16 protein-coding genes are annotated in these 21,457 nt (G+C 64.2%); 14 read left to right on the top strand and 2 right to left on the bottom strand.

All coding sequences use genetic code 11. The features are described 5' to 3' along the window. The first annotated feature begins 110 nt into the window (after positions 1 to 110). From OSH10_RS18130 to OSH10_RS18100, 7 genes are all read left to right on the top strand, one after another. Positions 111 to 356, top strand: a complete 246-nt coding sequence (locus OSH10_RS18130) for a hypothetical protein (protein ID WP_266333364.1) — start codon at positions 111 to 113, stop codon at positions 354 to 356. A gap of 784 nt (positions 357 to 1,140) precedes the next feature. Continuing rightward, on the top strand, positions 1,141 to 2,583 hold the full coding sequence (locus OSH10_RS18125; protein ID WP_407660730.1) for a DUF6212 domain-containing protein: 1,443 nt from the start codon (positions 1,141 to 1,143) through the stop codon (positions 2,581 to 2,583). Further along, a complete protein-coding gene (locus OSH10_RS18120; protein ID WP_266333362.1) occupies positions 2,573 to 5,257 on the top strand; it encodes a glycosyltransferase in 2,685 nt (894 codons plus the stop codon). The genes OSH10_RS18125 and OSH10_RS18120 overlap by 11 nt, the downstream gene beginning before the upstream one ends. A gap of 32 nt (positions 5,258 to 5,289) precedes the next feature. Further along, positions 5,290 to 6,465: a polysaccharide pyruvyl transferase family protein gene (locus OSH10_RS18115; RefSeq protein WP_266333360.1), complete on the top strand. Its 1,176-nt coding sequence runs from the start codon at positions 5,290 to 5,292 to the stop codon at positions 6,463 to 6,465. A 91-nt stretch (positions 6,466 to 6,556) separates the two neighbouring features. Then, positions 6,557 to 7,786 carry a polysaccharide pyruvyl transferase family protein gene (locus tag OSH10_RS18110; RefSeq protein ID WP_266333359.1) on the top strand — a complete coding sequence of 410 codons (1,230 nt, stop codon included), beginning with the start codon at positions 6,557 to 6,559 and terminating at the stop codon, positions 7,784 to 7,786. 34 nt (positions 7,787 to 7,820) lie between these two features. Continuing rightward, positions 7,821 to 8,864 carry a glycoside hydrolase family protein gene (locus OSH10_RS18105; RefSeq protein ID WP_266333358.1) on the top strand — a complete coding sequence of 348 codons (1,044 nt, stop codon included), beginning with the start codon at positions 7,821 to 7,823 and terminating at the stop codon, positions 8,862 to 8,864. A gap of 41 nt (positions 8,865 to 8,905) precedes the next feature. Then, positions 8,906 to 10,087 (top strand): SGNH/GDSL hydrolase family protein, encoded by a 1,182-nt coding sequence (locus tag OSH10_RS18100; RefSeq protein WP_266333356.1) that lies wholly within the window; start codon positions 8,906 to 8,908, stop codon positions 10,085 to 10,087. Here the strand turns inward: OSH10_RS18100 and OSH10_RS18095 are convergent. Both OSH10_RS18095 and OSH10_RS18090 read right to left on the bottom strand, forming a co-directional pair. Continuing rightward, positions 10,042 to 11,283 carry a glycosyltransferase family 4 protein gene (locus OSH10_RS18095; RefSeq protein WP_266333355.1) on the bottom strand — a complete coding sequence of 414 codons (1,242 nt, stop codon included), beginning with the start codon at positions 11,281 to 11,283 and terminating at the stop codon, positions 10,042 to 10,044. The two genes, OSH10_RS18100 and OSH10_RS18095, sit on opposite strands and share 46 nt — an antisense overlap. A gap of 42 nt (positions 11,284 to 11,325) precedes the next feature. Continuing rightward, on the bottom strand, positions 11,326 to 11,889 hold the full coding sequence (locus tag OSH10_RS18090; RefSeq protein ID WP_266333354.1) for a MarR family transcriptional regulator: 564 nt from the start codon (positions 11,887 to 11,889) through the stop codon (positions 11,326 to 11,328). Positions 11,890 to 12,196: 307 nt separating this feature from the next. On the opposite strand from OSH10_RS18090, the gene OSH10_RS18085 reads away from it, so the two are divergent. The 7 genes from OSH10_RS18085 to OSH10_RS18055 all read left to right on the top strand — a co-directional run bounded on the left by OSH10_RS18085 (position 12,197) and on the right by OSH10_RS18055 (position 21,445). After that, positions 12,197 to 13,876, top strand: coding sequence for a type I secretion system permease/ATPase (locus OSH10_RS18085; protein ID WP_407660728.1), 1,680 nt, complete (start codon positions 12,197 to 12,199; stop codon positions 13,874 to 13,876). Then, a complete protein-coding gene (locus OSH10_RS18080; RefSeq protein ID WP_266333352.1) occupies positions 13,873 to 15,267 on the top strand; it encodes an HlyD family type I secretion periplasmic adaptor subunit in 1,395 nt (464 codons plus the stop codon). The genes OSH10_RS18085 and OSH10_RS18080 overlap by 4 nt, the downstream gene beginning before the upstream one ends. 296 nt (positions 15,268 to 15,563) lie before the next feature. Continuing rightward, positions 15,564 to 16,277: a calcium-binding protein gene (locus OSH10_RS18075; protein ID WP_266333351.1), complete on the top strand. Its 714-nt coding sequence runs from the start codon at positions 15,564 to 15,566 to the stop codon at positions 16,275 to 16,277. A gap of 92 nt (positions 16,278 to 16,369) precedes the next feature. Further along, complete coding sequence (locus OSH10_RS18070) at positions 16,370 to 18,613, top strand: glycosyltransferase (protein ID WP_266333350.1); 2,244 nt, start codon at positions 16,370 to 16,372, stop codon at positions 18,611 to 18,613. Beyond that, positions 18,610 to 19,440, top strand: a complete 831-nt coding sequence (locus OSH10_RS18065) for a class I SAM-dependent methyltransferase (protein WP_266333349.1) — start codon at positions 18,610 to 18,612, stop codon at positions 19,438 to 19,440. The genes OSH10_RS18070 and OSH10_RS18065 overlap by 4 nt, the downstream gene beginning before the upstream one ends. A 2-nt stretch (positions 19,441 to 19,442) precedes the next feature. After that, positions 19,443 to 20,702 carry a glycosyltransferase family 4 protein gene (locus OSH10_RS18060; RefSeq protein WP_266333348.1) on the top strand — a complete coding sequence of 420 codons (1,260 nt, stop codon included), beginning with the start codon at positions 19,443 to 19,445 and terminating at the stop codon, positions 20,700 to 20,702. An 11-nt stretch (positions 20,703 to 20,713) separates the two neighbouring features. Continuing rightward, a complete protein-coding gene (locus OSH10_RS18055) occupies positions 20,714 to 21,445 on the top strand; it encodes a hypothetical protein (protein ID WP_266333347.1) in 732 nt (243 codons plus the stop codon). Positions 21,446 to 21,457: the final 12 nt, after the last annotated feature.

The following is a 21,457-nucleotide window of genomic DNA, read 5'->3' as shown; positions in this document are numbered from 1 at the left end:
TCGGAAATGAACGTCAGCTATAACAAGACTGCGTGACAGAGGACACAGGCACGGTCGCGGATCGATGCTAATCCTCACCGGCGAATTGATTCCAGTTTCAGGACAAAACCATGCGTATCGCTTTCGCGGCCTTTTTTGGTCTGATCTTCGGCGGCATCGTCGGAGTGGGGACCGGAGTGGGCATCGGCATGCTGTTGCAGCGGATCGTGAATGTCGGCTGCAGCGCGGGCGGATGTGCCTATTTCGTGATGTTCTGGGCCGGTCTCGGCCTTGTGGTGTGTGCTTTGCTCGGCGCGATCCTCGCCGGCGTGCTCACCCGCGAGGACGTTCGCGCCAGCCTGCCGCGCCCCCAGTAGTTCGCGGCAAACGCGCCGATCGCGACGAAGCCCGGCCAAAGCCGGACTTCGCCGATCGTTATGCCGGGCTCAAGCATAGACCCCCGCACCCGCCGGCGATATTTGCCGGCGTGCCGACCGGCGTCCTGACGGCCTCGGCACACAATCCGGCCCTTTAGGTAGATTGCCGCTCGCCGCGTTGGCCGCTGCCGGCAGCCCCCGGGCGCCAGCATGCGCTCGGCTCCGGCTTTGTTTGATCCCAGCCCGGCGCACCCATGCCCCGAGGCTGCCTCGCCGGCAGTTTGGCCGACCGACCCTTCCCAATATACCGCCTTGGCCCCGCCCGTGAATCCCAGCGGGGAGGCCACGGGCTCGGCCGCGCCCTATCCCAGGCCCGCCGGAAACCCGCGCCGGGTCTGTTCGCCTTCGCGCGAGGCCGAAGGAATGGCGCTGACGCGTTGCGGCCGTCGCGTGACCTATAGCCATGCAATCATGAGAAAGTTCGCTCCGCGTCGAAATTGTTCTGTCGACAGAGTATCCAGAGTCCGGGGCGGGCGGATTTAATTTCTAATTTTGAAACAATGATCATCAAGAGTCGGATTGAATATTTATTGACTTCATTGTTGTGCAGTGCAAAACGAAGCGATATTAGTTGACGTAGCTGAAGAACAAGCAAGATTGTCTAATCGTATTGGTCGCGGTTTTGACTGGATTGCTCTGCATGAACGGACGCTACGACGTGAACAAACCTATCAAGAGCCAGTTCGAGCCGGTTCTCCCCACGCAAACCAAGGCTACGCTTCGGATGGTGCTGGCGGGCGCCAGCGACCGCGCCGAACTGGCCTCGGGTCCGCTGGCGCATATCGTCACCTTCACGGACGAGCTTTTCCGCAGCGACGGCACGATGCGCGACGTCTATCCCGTGCTCGCCGTCGTCGCTTCGCCGGCTGCTGCCGTCGAGGTCGAGGCCGCCATCAAGGCGCTGGCCCGGCTGGCCACCATCCCCGCGCCGCCGGTCCTGCGTATCGACCGCGATGTCGACGGGGTCGCCGCCCTGATCCAGACCGTGCTTGAATCCGGCCTCGGGCGCATTTCCAACTACGCCCGGACCATGGCGACGGAACTCGTCATGCTGCGGCGCGAGCGCGAAACGCTTTTCGAAAATTTCCGCGTGCTCGAGGACGCTTTCCGCGCCCGCAACTGGGAGCCGGCCAGCGAGATTTTTGCCCATGACGTCTTCGTCGATCCGAAGGACGAAGGCATCGGCCGGCTGATGACCGATGGCTGGGTCGAGCAGCTCCTGCCGGTGTCGAGCTTCGGCGTGAGCGGCTTCGCGCTGCACTTCCGCAACCTGACCCGAGGTGGCGGGGAGGTGGTCGTCACCCTCGATTATGTCGAGAACGGCGAAGGCGTCGCGGAATGGGTCGTGCCCTTTTCCGATCTCGCCGCAGACTGGAACTTCTTCTCGCTGCCCAAGGCCTGCGACGGCAGCCCGCGCACGCTTCGCCTTCGCATCTCCGCCAATGGCTCCGAGCCGCCGGCGCCGTCGCTGGGTCATCCCATCGCCAGCCACCGCTACGCCGCCCGGGCGCGCTCGCCGCATGGCGATCTCGACCACCGGCCGCTCGCCATCAAGATCTATTCAGGCATTCCCGGCGTGCGCCCCACAGCGCTGCCGAACTCGATCGCGCCGAGCTCGCTGATCAGCGGGCGCCGCATCGAGGACTATCGTCTGCCGCTCGAGGCCCTTCGTGCCGTCGCCGACGTTTCCGTCAGTCCGATCGTGCCGGACTTCCAGACCATCCGCTTCCTCGAGCATGAGGATGCGATCGTCTGCCATCCGCTGCCAGCCGGCATTTCGGCCGGCGCGGTGGCGAATGTCGTGGCGCCGGGCACGGTCCGCTTCTCGGCCCGCGCCGTCATCGATCACGCCGAGGGCAAGCCGGCGCTCGTCGGGTTCCTGCTGGCGCCCAGCGCCGCCAATCTTCGCTCCGAAATCGCCATCCTCGAACGCGAGGGAACCGCCCGACGCTCGGCCTATTTCAGCGGCTGGCGCGATGTCGCGGCCGGCGAGCCGGTCAGCATCAACATCATGCTCGACAGCCCGACGCAGCGCACCATGAACCTCGTCGTCCTCAGCCGGGCCAAGGGTGACTCGGTCGACTTCTGCTGGCTCAAGGTGTTCGATTTCCGCATGGTCCGGCATTTCGACGTCGAGCCGCGCGGGGAGGCCCTCCATGTCCAGTGAGGACCGGGATCTCGTCGTTATCGCGATGCCGCTCTACGGCCATGCGGCCCTGGCAGTCGAAGCGCTGGAGACGGCTTTCGCATCGGTTACCGAGTGTCGGATCGAGGTCGTTGTTTCCGTCGACGGCGATCCGCGCCGCGAGGTGTTCGATGCGCTGACGCTTTACGCGGCAACGCGGCCCGAGCTGCATGTCATCTTCGGCCCCAATGCGGGTCCGGGCGGCGCGCGAAACCGGGCGATCGACTTCATCGTCGAAAGCCTGCCGGATGCGAAGGCAGTCTATTTTCTCGACGCCGACAACCGCGTCCTCCCGACCACGATCGACACGCTTTATGCGCGCCTGAAGGCGGAGCAGTGCGGCTGGGTCTATACCAATATCGACACCTTCTCGGTGCGATGGGGCGCGCATTATGGCGACGGCTATTCGCGGCTGACGCATTGCGTGTCCGACAATATCTGTGACACCGGCTCGATGATCTCGATCGACGTCTTCGATGCCGGGGTGCGCTTCGACGCCGACCGGCAGAACGGCTTCGAGGATTGGGAGTTCTGGCTGTCCTGCATCGAGGCCGGCTTCGTCGGCGTGCCCTGCCACGACACGGCCTTCGAATACCGCCTGCGCGCGGAAAGCCGCTTCAAGGAAGCGAACCGCGACCGCGCCGCTTCGCTCAGCTTTCTTCGCCGACGCCATAAGGCGCTGTTCCGCCGCTCGACCCTGGTTGATTTCGAGCATCAGGAAGCGCCGCGCTACGCCATGCTGCGCACCGGCGACGGCGCCATTGCCTGCTTCACCGATCCGACGTTGGAGCCGTCGATCCTCGATTTCGACGAGGCGATCCGGGCCTTCTGGGGCAGCGCCGCCGAGCCGGACAACTTCCACTTTCCGCCTTTCCTGGCGGCGGGCAGCCGCGAGACGCTGAAGCTCCTCAAGCAGTCGCGCCTCTGGCCCAACCTGCTCGTGCATCTGGAGCGGGCCACCGAAGCGGCCAATGTCGTCTTCGTGCAGATCCGCAATGTCCCGGCCGAGCGCGGGATCGATATCGAGGTAATGCCGTCGGGCCATGTCCGCAAGGGACGCGCCGACCTGATCTTCATGTCGTCGACCATCGTCCGCGACGCGATCCGCAACAATGCGCTCGATTGGCTGGGCTCGATCGCGGCGGACCAGGTCTGGCCGACGGTCGCCGTGGTCAAGGTGCGCTTTCCCTTCCCGGCCGAGGCCCCGAAGCGTTCTTCCGCGACGCCGGAACAGTCGCTGATCAACCTCGTGCATACGATCGCAACCAGCCCGCTGCAGGCCGTGGCGGCCAAGCGCTGGACCTGGCGCGGATCCCGCCTGCCGGCGCTGTCCGAGCTCTACAAGCAGCTGCGCACCGAGGTGGGCGGGGCTCCGGTCCTCCCGCTCGGTCATGCGAAAAGCGGCAAGCGCACGCTCGCGCTCCTCGTACCCAATGCCTCCTTCGGTGGCGCCGAGAAAGTTGCCTTCGCGGCGGCGCGCGAGTTGAAGGCCGAAGGCTTCGAGACGCATCTGTTTGTGCTCGGCAATGGCCGCATGGACGTGCTCGACGAGTTCGACGCCTCGTTCGATTTCATCCACTTCTGGAAGGCGGGCATCCCGGCCTGGGGCGGCTCCAACCGCTTCTTGGGTCAGGATTTCATCGCCGAGTACCACGATGTCGACTGGAATGCGCTGAAAGGCCAGCTCTCCGGCTTCGACCTGATCATCAACAACCACGTCATGGCGGTGCATCCGCTGATGGCGCGGTTGCGCTCCGAGGGCACGCGAACCGCCTGCTACCTTCATGTGGTGGACGAGACCCCGCTGCGCCGCCCGGCGGGCCAGCCCTTCGCGGCCATCGCGCATGAACATTGCTACGATGCGTTCCTGACCTGCTCCGAGCAGCTCAAGGTCTATCTGCACAGCTATGGCGTGCCGCTGGAGAAGATCTACGCGGTCGCCAACGCGCCGAGCATTTCGGTCAAGCCGAAGATGCTGACGGAAATCGTGCAGAACCGGCAGGCCCGCGCGGCGGATGCGCCCCTGCGCATCCTCTATATGGGCCGGTTCGAGCCGCAGAAGGGCATCGACCGCATCCACGCGGCGCTGCAGGATCTCCGGGCTCGCAATATTCCTTATGAGGCGCTGGCCGTTGGCGGCGAGATCCTCGCCGAGCAGCCGAGTTCCTGGACCGGCAAGCTTCGGGAACTTGGCGTCACCGTTCGGCCGCCGATCTTTGGCGGCCGCGAAATCGCGGCGATCCTGGCCTGGGGCGACATCCTGATCATGCCGTCGCGCTGGGAAGGCGCGCCGCTGATGATCGCCGAGGCGCAACTCGTCGGCTGCGTCCCGGTCGCGACCGCCGTCGGCGCGGTCGACGAACTGGTTACCGATGGCCGCGATGGCATCCTGATCGAGGGCGAGTCGGATCTGAAGATCGTCGCCGACCTCGCCAACGCGGTGGAATCGCTCGCCCGTGACCGCAATCGGCTCGGCCGGCTGCGCGACGGCGGCCTGTTCACCGCCTCCGGTCGGTCCTGGGCCGCTTCTTTCGGTCCCTTCGTCGAATGGTGTGACCAGTCTGTCTCGACCACACCGCGGATCGTCACGCGGACGCCCAACCGTCCGGCCGAACCACAACCCAGTATTGAGATTGTAGTCCCGGCCGTCGCCTGACGACGAAGGGGCAAGAGGAAAGGTGCGTCTGCATGCGTTCGAGGATCCTGATCACGGGTATTCCTGGCCACTACACGAGGCTCGTCCGGAGCGCCAAGGGCGCGACCGTGAACTATGGCGAGCAGCAGCTCCAGCCCGAGAGCAAGGAAGCCTTCCTTCGTGAGCTCAGCAATATCAGCAATACCGGCAACTACCTGATCGGCGAGGGCGCGCTCCGCGCCATGCCGGCCGGCGCCACCCAGATTCCGTTCTGGCATCTGCACAATTCGTGCACCAACGGCACGGGTCTCGACGAGATCAACGCCAATTTCGACATCTGCGTGTTCACTTGCGCCAACCTGCTGCGCAAGGGGCTTTCGGCCGATGCCGAGGCGCTCGTGCTCAAGAACCTCAATATGCCGATCGTCATGCTCGGCATCGGCATCCAGAACCGCGCCGATCTTGAATCCGGCCTGCCGGAAGGCACGCAGGAACTGCTCGATGTCCTCAAGGGCAAGGAGCACTACTTCCTGACCCGTGGCTACGAGACGGCCGAGTTCCTCAAGTCGCGCGGCTTCTCCTTCGTGCGGCCCACGGGCTGCCCGTCGGTCTATTTCCTTCCCGACAACATGCGGGCAGCGCTGAAGCGGCTGCCGGACGTGAAGGTCGGCAGCGGCCGCACCGTGTTCTCCGGCTATCTCGGTGCGACGGAGGAGGCGGTTCGCGACGTGAACATGCTGAGCAAGCCGGAAAGCGAATCCTTCTACGTCGTCCAGGACGAGTTCCTGCATTTCGACATGAAGGTCGAGCCGAACAAGGATGGCCGGGTCTATGACTCGACGTCCGGCGAGATGATCGGCGACATGGCCTACAAGCATTCGGACCAGCTGCAGCGGAAGCTCAAGCTGCATACCTTCTTCGATACCAACCAGTGGCGCGCCTGGACCTCTTCGATGGACTTCTCCATCGGCCGCCGTTTCCACGGCAATATCATCGCCCTGCAATCCGGCGTGCCCGGCCTGATGGTGGCGGTCGATGACCGCATGCGCGAGATGCTGAATTTCACGGGCCTGCCCGCGATCGAAGCCTCGGCACTGGAGGCCGCCAACGACCGCGCCGAGTTCGTTTCCGATCATCTGGCCGATCTGAACGTGCCGCAGGTCGTGGAGACGTACAACGACCGCGAGACTAACTTCCGGACCGCGCTTCGCGATATCGGCCTGAACTAGTTCACGACTTCGCCGCCTTGCCCGGTCCCGTCCGAAAGCGGGCAGGGCGGCTCCCTGTTTCGGATATGCAAACCTTCAGAGGACGAGCGCCATGCGCATCTTGCTGACCGGCATCCCTTCCTATCTTCAACGTACCGTCGCCAGCGCGTCTGGCGCCACCGTGCGGCACAAGCCCTATTTCGACGACATCCGCTCCAAGAAGGATGTCATCGAGCAGGTCAAGAAGATCGCCAACACCGGCAATTATCTCATCGGTGAGGGCGCTGCGCATGCGCTGAAGGATCATGACGTCACCTATGTGCCGTTCTGGCATCTGGCCAACAGCCTGTCGCAGCCTGGCGCCTATGACGAACTGAGCCAGGCGTTCGATATCTGCGTGTTCGCCTCGGCCAATCTGCTGCGGCCGGGCTATTCGGCGGATCTGGAAGCCACGGTATTCGAGAAGCTGAAGATGCCGGTCGTCGTCATGGGCATCGGCATCCAGCGCAAGGCCAACCTGCGCGACGACCTGCCAGCGGGAACGCAGAAGTTCCTCGACGTGCTGCGCAACAAGGAGAGCTATTTCCTGACGCGCGGCTATTTCACCTCCGAGTTCCTCAAGGAGCAGGGGATGAAGTTCGTGCGGCCGACCGGCTGCCCGTCGCTCTATTTCAACCCGGCGGGCATGCGCCAGGCGCTGACGAAGATCGCCAACCCGGAACTGGTCGAGTCGCAGAACATTGCCTTTGGCGGTTATCTCGGCAGCGTCGCGGACACGATCGTCGACGCGCATGTGCTGCTCAAGCCCGACAGCACCGCCCACTATGTCATCCAGGACGAGGTGGTCGTCTACAACATGAACATCGTCGGCGACGATGCGACGCCCGCCTATGACGCGCCTTCCGGCCGGATCGTCGCGCCGCTCGAATACAAGCACCAGGAAAAGTGGCAGCGGAAGAACGACCTGCACGTCTTCTTCGACACCAATCGCTGGCGCACCTGGGCCTCGCAGCTCGACCTCTCCTTCGGCCGCCGCTTCCATGGCTGCATCATCACGATGCAGGCCGGCATTCCCTCGCTGATGATCGCGGTCGACGATCGGATGCGCGAGATGCTGGAATTCATCGGCTTCCCGCACCTGGAGGCCAATATCTGGAACCGCGAGGGGCAGAAGAAGGCCTATCTCAAGGAGTTCCTGTCGACCATCGATGCCCAGGCCACGATCGATCGCTACAACGCCTGCGAGACCAACTTCCGCACCGCGCTGAACGACATCGGCATCAAGCAGCCAGCCGCGGCCCTCGTGCCGCAGCCGGTAGCCCGAGCCCATGAAGCGGCCTGATATCGCAAAGCGCATCCTTCCGGCATTCGCCGGGATGATGCTGGCATTCGGCGCCTGGGTTAGCCCGGCCGCCGATGCCGCCGAGATCGGCCTGAACCGGGTCAATCTCGGTTGGCAGAAGCCGGCGGAGCGCCAGGCCATCATCGACGCGATGAAGAAGAGCGGCGTCGCTTCGGTTAGGCTCTCCCTGAGCGCCCCGGTCGAGCCGAGCCTCGATGCGGTGCGCATCGCGCATGAAGCCGGCTTGCGGATCCTGCTCGAGATATCGCTCAACAATCGCGACTTCTATCCGGAGGACACGAAGCGCCGCTCCGCCAAGGGCAAGAGCTTCGACGCATTCCGGCTCTCGGATCTCGACCCCGAACGCTATCGCGTCGTCATTCGCGACGCCTTGGCGAAGCTCGACAGCCAGGGCATCGCGCTTGTCGCCGTCGAGCCCGGTAACGAGATCAACTGGGCGGGGTACAATGGCGATCTGGCAGTGAGCCACCGCAAGGACTCGACCGAGACCGGCGATCCGGCCAAAATCGCTCAGGGCCTGGATCGCTATGTCGACATCGTCCGCGTGACGCATGAGGAGTTGCAGGCATCGCGGTTGAACCGCGATGCGAAGCTCATCTCGGCCGGTCTTGCCGACATGCCGATCCCCTTCTCCCGCCGGATCGGGCTCGCGATCATCCCGGCGCCCGAATGGACGGCTCAGATGCAGCGGCGGGGCCTCGACCAGTTCGTCGATGCCTATGGCATCCACCTCTATCCCGGCGGCAACCATACGCGGGCGAGCCGGGACGGTCTGGTGCGCGATGTCCTGTCCTTCTGCGGCACGGACAAGGCCGGCAAGCCCTGCTGGATAACCGAATGGGGCGTCGCGAATACCTCGGCGACCTGTCCGATCGAGGATGACAGGCGAACGGTCCTCATCGACCAGGTTCGCGCCGTCATCGATCGCGATATCGAGGCCGGGCGGGTCACAGCAGCCTATTATTTCGACTGGGACAGCCCGACGCCCTACAGCGTCTGGCGCTGTGGCGGCCTGTCTCCGGCTGGGCGCGCTGCCATCCGGCCGATGGCCGATTGATGCCCCGGTTCGCCACCTAACACCCAAGGAGGGCAGCGCGCATGGCGCTTCGGACGATCGTCATCGGCGGTTCCAATACGGTCATGCAGCCTGGCTATTGGCCCAGCCTGCTGGCGCGCATGGCGCAGCGCGGCTTGCCCCTCGAGGTGATCGCGGATCTTTCGGTGGGCGGCACCACGTCAGGCTTCGGCCTGTTCCAGCTCAAGGCGAATGCGCATCATCTCGCCGATGCCGACGTGCTGATCATCGAATATGCGCTGAACGACGCTTTCGTCTATGGCGATGAAAGGCGTCCTTTCCGCCATTGGGCCCGCTTCTACGAGGGCATCATCCGCTATGCGCGGGCGCAGAACCCGGCCCTGCGCATCGTGACGCTGATCTTCGGCGCGCGGGGCGCCTCCTACGTCAGCGCCGTGCCCGCGATCGATGCGGGCATGCACTACATTTCCCAGTGGTATGAGACGTCGGTCGTGAACGTCTCGCGCCACCTGATGCGCCGGTTCGGCCGCGAGGTCGTGTCGGATCCGACCTTCTATTCCGACCTCGGACACTATGCCCGTCCGGTCGCCACCACGATCGTCGCCGATATCGTCGCCGACGATCTCGAGCGCATCCTCATGATCACGGCCCGTCCGAGAGCGCTGCCGCTGCCGATCGACCTCCAGCATTTCGCCGACGCGAAGGTGCTGGACGCCAAGACGCTGATCGAGGCGCACGGCGTGCCGGCACGCAACTACAGCAACCGCCGTTTCTCCGCCACCACGGCGGATCTCGGCGGCTACAGCCTGAACCTCAAATTCGAGAAGGGCAGGCCGCTCGCCCTGGCCTATGTCTGCGCCTCGGATACTTCGGCGCTGGAGATCACCACGCCGGGCGGCACCGTGGAAGCCGCCATGCTGAAGGGCGGCGTGCGCGACGGCTTCTTCAAATTCCTGCTGTCGATGCTCAGCTGCGATTTTCTCTATCCCGGCCCGGCGCTGCTGCAGGAGCCTGCCGCCTTTTCCTGCTCGTTCCAGGTAGCTCAAGGGGTTCCGGCGACCAGCCGACATGTTCCCAAGGACAATGTCGCGCATGGCGAGTTCGACCCCACGGCCGATCGTGTGATGCCGCTGCTTGGAATGCTCTATACGGGAACGCTGAAATCCTGCGTCGTCGAGCCCGTGGCGGATAGCCGACCTCAACCGGCTGCTGCGACCGAATGCATCGAGGCGCCCAGCAACTGAGCCATCAGCGAGCGCTGTCGTGTCAGGCATTTGTCGAGGGCATAGCGCTCGATGATGGTCTGGCGCGCGCCCCGGCGCATGTCCGCGAAGGCCTTCGGCCGCGCCAGCACGTCGAGTATGGTCTCCGCCAGTGCGTCGGGCTCGAAGAACGGCACCAGCAGGCCATTCCGTCCGTGCCGGATCACTTCCTGGACGGGCGGCGTCGCCGATCCGATCACCAGAGCCCCGCAGGACATGGCTTCCAGCACGGACCATGACAGCACGAACGGGTAGGTGAGATAGACGTGAGCGGCGGAAATCTGAAACAGCCGCGTCAAGGTCTGATGGGGAATATGGCCCGGAAAGAACGCGCGGTTTGGATCCAGAGGCGTCTCTTCCAGGATCGCCTGTTTCCAGGATTTTCCGTCACGGCGTGACGCGCCATAGCTGTTGGAATCGCCGCCGGCGAATACGAAGATCGCGTCCTTGTTGCGCTCCAGAACCTGGGCCGCAGCCTTCACGGCCTGCGGAAAGCCGCGATAGGGCTCGAGATCGCGCGCCGCGAAGGTGACGACCGGGTCGCCCGCCTTGATGACGCGACCATTGGGAAGCGTCAGTCCGCGACCAGCGTCGGGCCGGAACCGCCGGACATCGATGCCATCATGGCAAACGGCGATCCGGCGCTGGACACTGCCGGGATAGCGGCTGCGCTGCCATCCGGTAGGGCTGATGCCCGCGTCGATCGCGTCGAGCGTGATCAACTGGGCGGCGTTGCGGAGCCTTAGGCGCTGGCGCACGTCGAGGTCGATGACATCGGCTGGATCGAAGCCGACATCAGCACCTTCCGGGCTATAGAAGAATTCGCAATAGCCGAGCGTCGGGGCGCGTGGCACGACATCCTTGCTGAACATCATGCTGCCCCAGCCGATATGGCCGAGGATGATATCCGGCGGCCCCTCGGCTCGAACCAGAGCCTCCAGCGTCTCCGCAACCCGCAGTCCAATCCGAACGTGATGCTCGGTCGTGGCCAGAGGGCTGCTTTGGACAACCCCGGGCCTCGGCGGCGGCTCCGCCCGGTGTCGGACGATACGCACGCCGGGCAACCGGCGATCGACGGTCTCGGTGATCAGCGTGACGTCGCTGCCCCCGGCGGCGAGGTTCAAGGCCAGATGCTCGAACTGGCCTATCCCGCGTCGGTGAATGAACAGCACCTTCACGCTATCGCGCCCCGCGTCGGACTCAACGCCACGCCCAGGCGCCTAGGCGCCGTATCGCGTCGCATTGGTCCAGACGAGCTCCAGCTTCTGGAGCAGGCGATAGGCGTTGTCGAGTTCGCGCGATTCGTCTTCGTCCCGCACGAGCAGGCGATGATAGGTGTCATCGGCCGTGCGCAGGGCATTGCACAGATCGTGCCCCTTCTGCGACAGGCTGATGCGCGCCGATCGGCGATCCCGCTGCGAGGCGACACGGTCGATATAGCCGAGATCGACAAGCTGCTTCAGATAGTAGGAAACATTCGAGCCCAGATAGTGGCCCTTATCGAGAAGGTCACGAACCGACAGTTCTCCGTTCCCGATGGTGAAAAGCACCATCACCTGCGCAGGGCCGATATCGCCCACGCCGAGCTTGCCCATCTCGATCCGAAGCAGGTCGGTAAACCGTCGGTTGACCCGTTCGATCGTACGCGCCAACTCGAAATGCGTCACGTGACCCCGATCATGTTCGGTGACCACGGTGATGACGCTGGAGGAGGAATTGTTCGATGAGTAGATGCTGTCCGACTCTTCGCCTTCTACCGCCGCCTGCAGAAGCTCTCGCGACATTATAACCCCGCATTGCTGAATTTAGTTCAAATTTCTGAGTATTCCGGATCTTCTTATCATCTGATTGGACTCCCCCTCGCAATAGACGATATCGAATCAAGAACTCCGTAAGATTGTCGTAAATTTCGACTAAATGTATGTTCTGGACACCCTTGAAGCTGAACGATAAAGTTCAGAAATGACAATTTCAAGGCAATACAATATTATGCCGAAAATTGAAGCAACGTCGATGAATGTTGCAGCTTCGAAGACGCAGGGGAATGCTACGCCTCCCCAGGCCGTAGCAATAGAGGCCCGGCGGTCTTTCATGACAGGATTGGGTTATGCTGCAATCCTGAGTGCTTTCATCAATGTTCTGCAACTTACAGTTCCGCTTTACATGCTTCAGGTGCACGATCGCGTGCTGAATAGCCGGAGCATGGATACGCTGGCGATGCTGTCGGTGTTGGCGGCCGGTGCGCTGATCCTTTACGGTTTTCTCGACTTCATCCGCTCGCAGGTCTTCCTGGTCATGGGTGGCCGTCTGGTGCGTCGGCTGAACGAGCCTGTGCTGTCGGCGTCCATTCGCGCTTCGGCGCGGGAAGGAGCCGGCAAGGCGGCGCAGGCGCTTCGCGATCTCTCGGATATCCGCAACTTCCTGACCAGTCATGCCGTCAGCGCTCCGCTGGAGGCGGCCTGGAGCCCGATCTTTCTCGCCGTACTCTTCATGTTGCATCCAGGGTTCGGAATCGCCGGAATCGTCTCGGTGCTCATTTTGATCATATCCAGCGTGGCCATGGATATATTCACGCGCGGACTTTTGAGTGAAGCTAACAGGGCAAACGTGGAGGCGATCAGCAGCATCGCCGGACAGATCCGCCATGCCGAAGCCATCGAGAGCATGGGGATGATGGCTGCGCTTGCGGCTCGCTGGCGGGGGGCTCAATTCAGCGCCCTCCATCTTCTGGAAACCGGCAACCGTCGCGGCCGGGTCATTTCGACGGTGACGCGAACCGTCCGCTACGGCATGCAACTGTTCGTCCTGGCGTTGGGTTGCGTCCTCGCCATCCGTCAGGAGATTTCGAGCGGCGCCATGATCGCGGCGACCATCGTCATGGGGCGGTTGCTGCTGCCCTTCGACAGCGTGGTCGAGAACAGCCGCCAGTGGATCATGGCGAGCGGAGCATGGAGGCGGGTTCGCGAACTGCTCGAGGGCGAAGGCACGGAGCGCCAGACGATGCCGACCACGGTTGCCGAGGGCGACCTCGTCGTCGACCGGCTGATCTATGCGGCGCAGGGTCAGGACGTTCCCATCATCAAGGGCATTTCGTTCAGCCTGTCGCCCGGCGAGGTGCTCGGCATCATCGGGCCGTCGGCGGCAGGCAAGTCGACATTGGCGCGACTGCTCGTCGGCATCATCAAGCCGACGGCTGGCGGTGTCTATCTCGACGGCAACAGCGTCTATCTGTGGGAGCGAACCTCGTTCGGCCAGTTGGTGGGCTATCTGCCGCAATCCGTCTCGCTGCTCGACGGAACCATCCGCGAGAACATTGCCCGCATGGAGGACGGCGATCCGCGCGCGGTGATCGAGGCCGCTCGAACTGCCGATGTGCACGAGATGATCGGCCGACTGCCGCTCGGCTACGACACGCCGGTCGGCGATGCGCGGTTGACGCTCTCCGGCGGCCAGCGCCAGCGTGTGGCGCTGGCGCGCTGCCTTTATGGCCACCCGAGGCTGATCGTGCTCGATGAGCCCAATGCCAATCTCGACGCTACCGGCGAGCAGGCGCTGATCCGGGCCATCCGGTCGGCCAAGGCGGATGGAGCGATCGTCATCATGATCGCGCATCGCCCGGCGATCATGGAGGTTGCCGACAAGCTGCTGGTGCTCGAGAATGGCCGTGTTTCCCAATATGGCCCGCGCACCGACATCGTTTCCCCGATGACCGGCGAGCGGTCGGCGCCCAAGACCGGCCCGGCCCTGGCGCAAGGCGGAGATCGTCGATGACATTGCCCAAGCAGACGCGAACCGAGCTCGAGAGGGCCCGGCGCGAAGCCGTGCCCGCGATCGTCTATCCCTCGACGCTCCGTCAGGCCAGGCGGGAGATGCTGGAAAAGGAGCCCAGTCTCCGGGCGCCGGTCCTGGCGGGTGTCCTCGCCGTGCTGATCGGTTTCGGTGGCTTTGCCGGCTGGGCCTATTCGGCCAATCTCGACAGCGCATCGGTCGCGACCGGATCGGTCATCGTCGATTCCAAGCGTAAGACGGTCAGCCATTACGAGGGCGGGATTCTCAAGCGCCTGCTGGTCAAGGAGGGCGACGCCGTGAAGGTTGGCCAGCCGCTGATCCTGCTGGACGACACGCGCGCCCGATCGGAATTGCAGCAATTGACCGCCCGTCGCTTTGCGCTGACGGCCAAGCTGGCCCGCCTGCGCAGCGAGCAGGCCGAAGCCGAAACGGTCGATTTTCCCGAGGAACTGCTGCAATCCGACGATCCATCGGCCCGCGATGCCGTCGAAGCGGAGCGCAAGTTCTTCTCGACACGCGTCGCTGCCAAGCTTGGCCGGATGGATGTCCAGCGCAAGGCGGTGGAGCAGCACGACGCGGAAGCCGCGGCGCTGAAGGCGCAGATCGAGTCGACGAAGCGCCAGAGCGAACTGCTGCAGGAACAGCGCGACACCATCGCCGGCCTTGTGGCCAAGGGATTGTCGAAACGTTCGCAACTGCTGGAACTCGACTCGCGCGCCAGCCAATTGGTTGGCAATGCCGGCGAGATGGCGGCCAACCGGGCCAAGATCGAGCAGGCCAAGGCAGGCGCCAAACTCGAGCTGCTGGCGCTGGCGTCGGACTGGCTGCAGCAGATTGCGGGCGAGATCGCAACGGCGCGGGGCGAACTGGCGGACGTCGATGAGAAGATCATTGCCTCGCGCGATGTACTCCAGCGCCTGGAGGTCCGCTCGCCGCAGGCCGGCGTGATCGTCAACATGCAGGTCCGCACCGTGGGCTCGGCCATCAGCGCCGGCGCGCCGCTCATGGACATCGTGCCGGAGAACGAGCCTCTGATCATCGAGGCCCATCTCAGTCCGACCGATATCGACAGCGTTCGGGTCGGCGCTCCCGTGCGGGTGCGGCTGACGGCCTACAACCAGCGCAGCCACGCGCCGCTGGAAGGGAGGCTGACCTATGTCGCCGCGGACCATGAGGTGGACGAGAGAACCAGCGCCGCCTATTTCGTGGCGCGCGCAGAGGTGCTGCCGGAATCGCTGGCGTCAGCTCCCGATGTCAAGCTCTACCCAGGCATGCCCGCGGAAGTGCTGATCATCAACAAGCCGCGGCGGGCCATCGACTATCTGCTCTCCCCGATCACGGACAGCCTGAACGGCGCTTTCCACGAAGAGTAAGCCATTGATTATGCTGCGATGCAGCATTTTCGGATGAATGTGATTCAAAATTCCGAACAATGTAGTTCTATAGATGTACAAGTAACCGTGCAAATATATTTCGATAAGTCATTATTTGCATTAGTCTATTTTTGATGTGGCTAGTATATTTAGCGCCTTGGGCATTGATTGTATCTGCTGTTCGCTTATAGTGCAGTGCGTCATATCTTCCGGGATCCAAAGCGGTCGCGAGAGATGGGCGGCCGCTGAGACAGTTTGATCTGGGCGGTGAGATGCGACTGACATAGGAGACCTCAATGGCCACATTAGAAGGCGGGGCGTATGACGACGTCCTATTCGGCTCGCGCTTCAGCGACATAATCTTCGCCCACGCTGGCGATGATTTCGTCTTCGGCGGCGAGGGTGACGACACGATCTTCGGCGAAGCGGGCGACGACACCCTCTATGGCGACGCCGGCAATGATCTGTTGTTCGGTGGCAATGGCGACGATGCACTGTTCGGCGGCGAAGGCCACGATCAGCTGTTCGGCGGCAATGGCAGCGACCAGCTGTTCGGCGGAGAGGGCAATGACATCCTCGACGGCGGCAATGGCAGCGACGTCCTGGATGGCGGGGCGGGGAATGACATCCTGCTCGGCGGCAACGGAGACGACGTTCTCTCGGGCGGCGATGGCGCCGACATCCTGAACGGCGGCAACGGCAACGACATCCTGGCGGGCGGAGCCGGGGATGACATCCTGACCGGCGGCAACGGCCAGGACGTGTTCGTCTTCACGGGCGGCGGCGGCAACGACGTCGTTCTCGACTTCCATGCCGGCGAAGATCTTCTGCAGATCTCGCAGAACATCAACGGCACCGACATCACCTCGGCAGATGATCTTGCTGCGCGTGCGACCCAGGTCGGCGCCAATACGGTCATTGATCTTGGAAATGGCGATTCCATCACGCTCGCGAACGTCAACGCAGACGACGTTCACAGCCATCCGAGCAGCTACTTCGTCATTGGCTGACCATTAGTCGGCTGATCCCTACGGCGTCCGGACCCCTCCCGCCGGGCGCCGTAGTAGTTTCCACGTGAGTTTGCGATACCGAGGTGCCCGGCATGCTGGAAATCGTCCCGTTATCGCCCCGTAACGACCAGGTCGAGTCTGTCCGCAGCATCAAGCTTGCTTCGGATGTGTCGCTGGTCGTTTGGGACATTCCCGGCCCCTGCTCGGTTCCCCCGCGCTGCGCCAGGCAGGACGGCGAGATCATCGCGCCTCTCGCAAGCCTGCGCCTCGGCCGCGTCGATGGCGGCACGCGCATCCTCTGGGCGCTGCGCGCCCGCACCCCGCTTCAACTCCTCGTTTCCGCCGGCACGCTCGGGCCATCCGATTCCGTCGAGGTGGATCCCGCAGATCCCTTTATCGGGTCCGATATCGCCGCCCTGGTCGAGGAGCTGGATGGCCGCGCTCGGGTCTCGCTGCTGACGGCCTTCCTTACCTCCTGGTGCGGCGCCTTCCGGCTGTCGCGCTCATCCGCCTTCGCCGAGGCCGTGCAGTTGCTGGCGCAGGAACTGCAGCCTGGCAACGCGCCGGCGACGCTTGCGTGTCTTCCGACCCGCGACACGGCTCTCATCGAGTTCGCGACCAGCGCGGATCTTGGCGCGATCTCTTCGGCTCATCTGGTCACGGCGCAGGGCGTGCGCCGGCTGAGCTGCGAAATCTACGCCCGCAAGCCCGATCGCAGCGGCAGGCGCGGCATGACGCTGCTGGTCGATGGCAATGCGACGACGCTGGCGGCCGGAACGCTTGTGCTGATCGGCGAGAACGGCACGGCGATCCGTGCGCTCGGCAAGATCGGGGCGCGGCCTGCCAGCTTTCTCCGCTGGTGGGGCACGCGGCGCAATGATGGCGCCCTGACCGAATTCCTCGTGCGCACGCTTTCCGTGAAGTCGGAGGAAGCGCGTCTCGCCGTCATCGACATGCAGGCCCGGGCGGCCCTGCCTCCCAAAGCCATCGAACTCGCGGCCTTCCAGCCGGGCGCTGAGGTCGATCTGGCTCTGTCGCTCGATGGTGGCCTGCTGGTCGGTGGCTGGTTTCGCGATCCTCAGGATCTGATTGCCGGGATCGATCACGTCACCGCCGAGGTGACGCGTTCCCTCGATACGGTCTGGCATCTGTTTCCCGGCCGCGTCGGCACGGCGGAGGGCAGCGGGCGCGACGACGCGACCGGCTTCATCGCCTATCTGCCGCATGACAAGCCCGCCGGACCGATCCTGCAGCCGCGCTTTCGGATGCGGCTGAAATCCGGCGCCGAGGTCAATCTCATTCCCAAGCCGCAGCCGATCGACGCCGCGACGATGCGGGCGGGGGCGCTGCGTTCGGTGCCGCTCCAGCACGCGACCGGCGCCCTCCTGTCGGAGACGTTGGGCCCTGCGCTGGCCGAGATCCAGCGCCGCGTCGTCAAGTCGGTCGGCATCGCCAGGGTCGAGCACTTCGGGCAGGAACCGGCCGAGCCGGTCTTCTCGATCGTCATCCCGCTTTATCGCGTGCTCGACTATCTGCGCTTCCAGATTGCGGCCTTTGCCACCGATCCGGGATTGCGCGACCAGACCGAGATCATCTTCGTGCTCGATTCTCCCGAGCAGGCCGATGATGTCAGCCATATGCTCGGCGGGCTGCACCGCCTCTACAAGATGCCGATGACGCTGGCGGTGATGAGCGCCAATGGCGGCTATGCGCGGGCGAACAATGCCGGCGTCGGGCTGGCGCGCGGCCTCGTCGTCAACCTGCTGAATTCGGACGTGATCCCGACCGACCCGAACTGGCTGTCCCGCCTTGCGGACAAGCTGGGCGGCTCTGCGCGGATCGGCGCGGTGGGGCCGAAGCTGCTGTTCGAGGACGGCTCGCTCCAGCATGCCGGCCTCTATTTCCAGCGCGATGCGCGCGGCACCTGGCTCAACCATCACTTCTTCAAGGGCATGCCGGGAGGCCATCGGGCCGCGAACACGCCCCGCCAGGTACCGGCCGTGACCGGCGCCTGCCTCGTCATGCTGCGCGAGACCTTCACGGATGTCGGCGGCTTCTCGGAGGATTATGTGATCGGCGATTACGAGGACAGCGACATCTGCCTGAAGATACGGGCGGCCGGCATGAACGTCGCTTACGAGCCGGGCGTCGCCCTCTACCATCTCGAGCGCCGCTCCATGCGCCGCAATGGCGACTACATGCGCGGAATCGCGTCCCGCTATAATTCCTGGCTGCATACCCAGCGTTGGGACCCGGTGATCGGCAAGCTGATGGGCGAGCCGCCTGTTGCCGAGCGGGCGGAAGAGACGATCGGCGATCGCAGGAGCGCTGCATGACCGTCACGGCGCTCAAGCCCGTTTCCGATACGCCGGCCCGGCCGGACTTCGACGAACAGCGTCTCGCCTGGCTGACGCAGAGCGTCCTCGCCAACCGCTTCCTGCCGGAGCCCACGATCGACAGCATCTTCGTCGGTGATGGCGACTATCGCGCCATCGGCGCCGAGTTTCTCGGCCATCTGGTCCGGCTCGGCGGTCTCCTGCCGGATGATCGCGTGCTCGATATCGGCAGTGGCATCGGCCGCATCGCCGTGCCGCTGACGCAATATCTGACCCCGGGCGCGGCCTATTGGGGCGTCGATCCCGTCGCCGAGGGCATCGCCTGGTGCAAGCAGCACATCACGCCGGTCTATGACAATTTCCGCTTCGACCACATCGACGTCGCGCATCACATCTACAATCCGAAAGGCGCGATCAAGGGCGAGGCGCTGCGGCTGCCATTCGAGCCGGAGAGCTTCGATTTCATCTTCATGATCTCGGTGGCGACGCACCTGCCTCCGCTGGAAATTGCTTCCTATATCCGCGAGGCGAAGCGCCTGCTCGTGCCCGGCGGGCGGCTGTTCATCACCGCCTTCGTGCTGGACGACACGGCGCAGGGAGCCCTGCCGCAGCGCGATCCGCGCCTTGCCTTCAAGCGCGAAAAGGACGGACCCGCCTGGCTGGTCGACCGCACGGCGCCGCTCTCGGCGGTCGGCTTCGATGACGGCTTCTTCGAGCGGATCATCCAGCGGCTGGGCCTTTCCATCTGCCTGAAGAGCCTGGGTCACTGGCGAGGCCAGAAGGCGGCGCACTACCAGGACATCTTCGTTGTCGAGAAGACGGGGTGAGCATGGCCGAACGCATTCTGGTCGTCGCCCATAACCATCCCGACCTGCATCCCGGCGGCACCGAGATCTTCGCACACGACCTGTTCCGCGCCTATCAGCGGGCAGGCAGCGAGACGCTGTTCCTGGGCGCGACAAACCGCATTCACCGCGACGAAAAGCCGGGCACCAGCTTCCAGGGCATAGGCAACGGCGTCGACGAGATCCTGCTCTGGGCCGGCCATTTCGACCGGTTCTTCATGAGCCAGGTCGATCTCTACGGCGTGATCCCCGATCTGGAGGAACTGCTGCTCGAGTTCCGGCCGGACGTCGTCCACATCCATCATCTGCTGCTGATCGGCGCTGAGTTTCCCGCGCTCGTGCGTCGCGTGCTGCCGCAGGCGCGCATCGTCATGACTCTCCACGACTATTATCTGATCTGCACCCATGATGGCCTGATGATGCGCACGACCGGGCGCGAGCGCTGCCATGGCGCTTCGCCGGATCGCTGCCATGGCTGCTTTCCCGAAATCGCGGCCGACCAGTTTCTGCTGCGCGAGCGCTATCTGAAGACGCTGTTGACGACGGTCGACCGCTTCGTCTCGCCGAGCGCCTTCCTGAAGGACAGGTTTATCGCCTGGGGCCTGGCCGCCGACAGGATCGACGTCATCTCCAATGGCCAGCCGGGCGAGGGCAGGGTGCCGTCGCTTCGCGAGGATGGGGCGCCGCGCAGCATCTTTGGCTATTTCGGCAATCTCAACCCGTGGAAGGGCGGTACGGTCCTGCTCGACGCGGCCGAACGGCTGATCCTGTCCGGGACCGATTTCGAACTCCGCGTTCATGGTGGCACGCCGTTCCAGGCCGACGCCTTCAAGTCGGAGCTGGACGAGCGCTTCGCCCGTACGGCGTCGCATGTGGTCCGTCGCGGACCCTATCGTCGCGAGGACGTGCCCGCGCTAATGGCGGCCGTTGATTGGGTCGTGGTTCCATCGATCTGGTGGGAGAACGCTCCGCTCGTCATTCAGGAAGCCCAGCAGCAGGGACGTCCCGTTATCGTCAGCGGCATTGGCGGCATGGCCGAGATGATCAGGAACGGCGTGAACGGGCTCACCGTCGCGCCCGACGACCCGATCGACCTCGCCCGCACGATGCGTCTGGCGGCCGGCGACCCGGATCTCTGGCGACGCCTTTCCGCCAATGCGGTTTCACCACCGAGCATCGACGCGGTCGCGCAGGACTATCTCAAACTCTTCGATGCGCTCGCACGCGTCCAGATCCCGGCTTGAAGGAGCACGTCATGCCATCCGCCGCGGAAGCCATTCCCCTGCAGCAGAAGCCCAAGGCCACCGAGGCGCCTCCCGGCGTGGCCGGTCGCGTCGACGCGATCGACAATGGCCGTCTCTATGGCTGGGCGTTCGATCGCAGCCAGCCGAGTGCGCGCATGCAGATCGTTGTCTCCCTCGGCGCGCAGAAGATCGCCGAGGCGACGGCCGACAAGCTGCGTTCCGACCTTCGCCGCAACGGCGTCGGTGACGGGCAGCATGCCTTCGACATTCCGTTGCCGGAGAGCGTGACGGCTCGCCAGCGCGATCTCTCGATTGTGGCGATCTCGCCGACCGGCGAAGAGCGCATCCTTTATGCGCCGACGCTGGACGAGCAGGCGGCCGAGGCGCTGATCGCGGCGCCGCTGACCCGGGTGCTGGAGAAGCTCGAAGTGCTGATGGCCGCGCAGCGCCAGCTTCAGCTCAACCAGCGCGGCATCCAGCGCAGCAGCGAGACCTCAGGCGGCGAGGTTCCCCCGGCGCAGTTCGAGAACATCGAGCTGACGCAGACCGAGATTGTCAGCCGGCTGTCCGAGCTGGAGGTCTTCCTGATGCGCTTCGACGGCATCGTCGCCGGGCTCGAGGGACGTATCGACATGCTCGCGAAGCGTGGACGCGGCGAGGCCAAGCCGTTGCCGCTCCTGCTCGCCGGCTTGATCGGCGCCGCCGTCGGCGCCGGCGCCTCGCTGATTGCTTTCCTCAACTGACCTGGATCGAGA

Source organism: Kaistia defluvii (genome assembly GCF_026343955.1).
GTDB classification, from domain to species: Bacteria; Pseudomonadota; Alphaproteobacteria; order Rhizobiales; family Kaistiaceae; genus Kaistia; species Kaistia defluvii.
The sequence above is the reverse complement of the archived record's forward strand: the minus strand, read 5'-3'. Positions and strand labels throughout refer to the sequence as shown.

Coding starts and splice junctions, on each gene's coding strand:
- OSH10_RS18070 (WP_266333350.1), top strand. CDS start 16,370: ATGCTGGAAATCGTCCCGTTATCGCCCCGTAACGACCAGGTCGAGTCT.
- OSH10_RS18065 (WP_266333349.1), top strand. CDS start 18,610: ATGACCGTCACGGCGCTCAAGCCCGTTTCCGATACGCCGGCCCGGCCG.
- OSH10_RS18120 (WP_266333362.1), top strand. CDS start 2,573: ATGTCCAGTGAGGACCGGGATCTCGTCGTTATCGCGATGCCGCTCTAC.
- OSH10_RS18080 (WP_266333352.1), top strand. CDS start 13,873: ATGACATTGCCCAAGCAGACGCGAACCGAGCTCGAGAGGGCCCGGCGC.
- OSH10_RS18075 (WP_266333351.1), top strand. CDS start 15,564: ATGGCCACATTAGAAGGCGGGGCGTATGACGACGTCCTATTCGGCTCG.
- OSH10_RS18130 (WP_266333364.1), top strand. CDS start 111: ATGCGTATCGCTTTCGCGGCCTTTTTTGGTCTGATCTTCGGCGGCATC.
- OSH10_RS18115 (WP_266333360.1), top strand. CDS start 5,290: ATGCGTTCGAGGATCCTGATCACGGGTATTCCTGGCCACTACACGAGG.
- OSH10_RS18125 (WP_407660730.1), top strand. CDS start 1,141: ATGGTGCTGGCGGGCGCCAGCGACCGCGCCGAACTGGCCTCGGGTCCG.
- OSH10_RS18085 (WP_407660728.1), top strand. CDS start 12,197: ATGACAGGATTGGGTTATGCTGCAATCCTGAGTGCTTTCATCAATGTT.
- OSH10_RS18110 (WP_266333359.1), top strand. CDS start 6,557: ATGCGCATCTTGCTGACCGGCATCCCTTCCTATCTTCAACGTACCGTC.
- OSH10_RS18105 (WP_266333358.1), top strand. CDS start 7,821: ATGATGCTGGCATTCGGCGCCTGGGTTAGCCCGGCCGCCGATGCCGCC.
- OSH10_RS18055 (WP_266333347.1), top strand. CDS start 20,714: ATGCCATCCGCCGCGGAAGCCATTCCCCTGCAGCAGAAGCCCAAGGCC.
- OSH10_RS18090 (WP_266333354.1), bottom strand. CDS start 11,889: ATGTCGCGAGAGCTTCTGCAGGCGGCGGTAGAAGGCGAAGAGTCGGAC.
- OSH10_RS18060 (WP_266333348.1), top strand. CDS start 19,443: ATGGCCGAACGCATTCTGGTCGTCGCCCATAACCATCCCGACCTGCAT.
- OSH10_RS18100 (WP_266333356.1), top strand. CDS start 8,906: ATGGCGCTTCGGACGATCGTCATCGGCGGTTCCAATACGGTCATGCAG.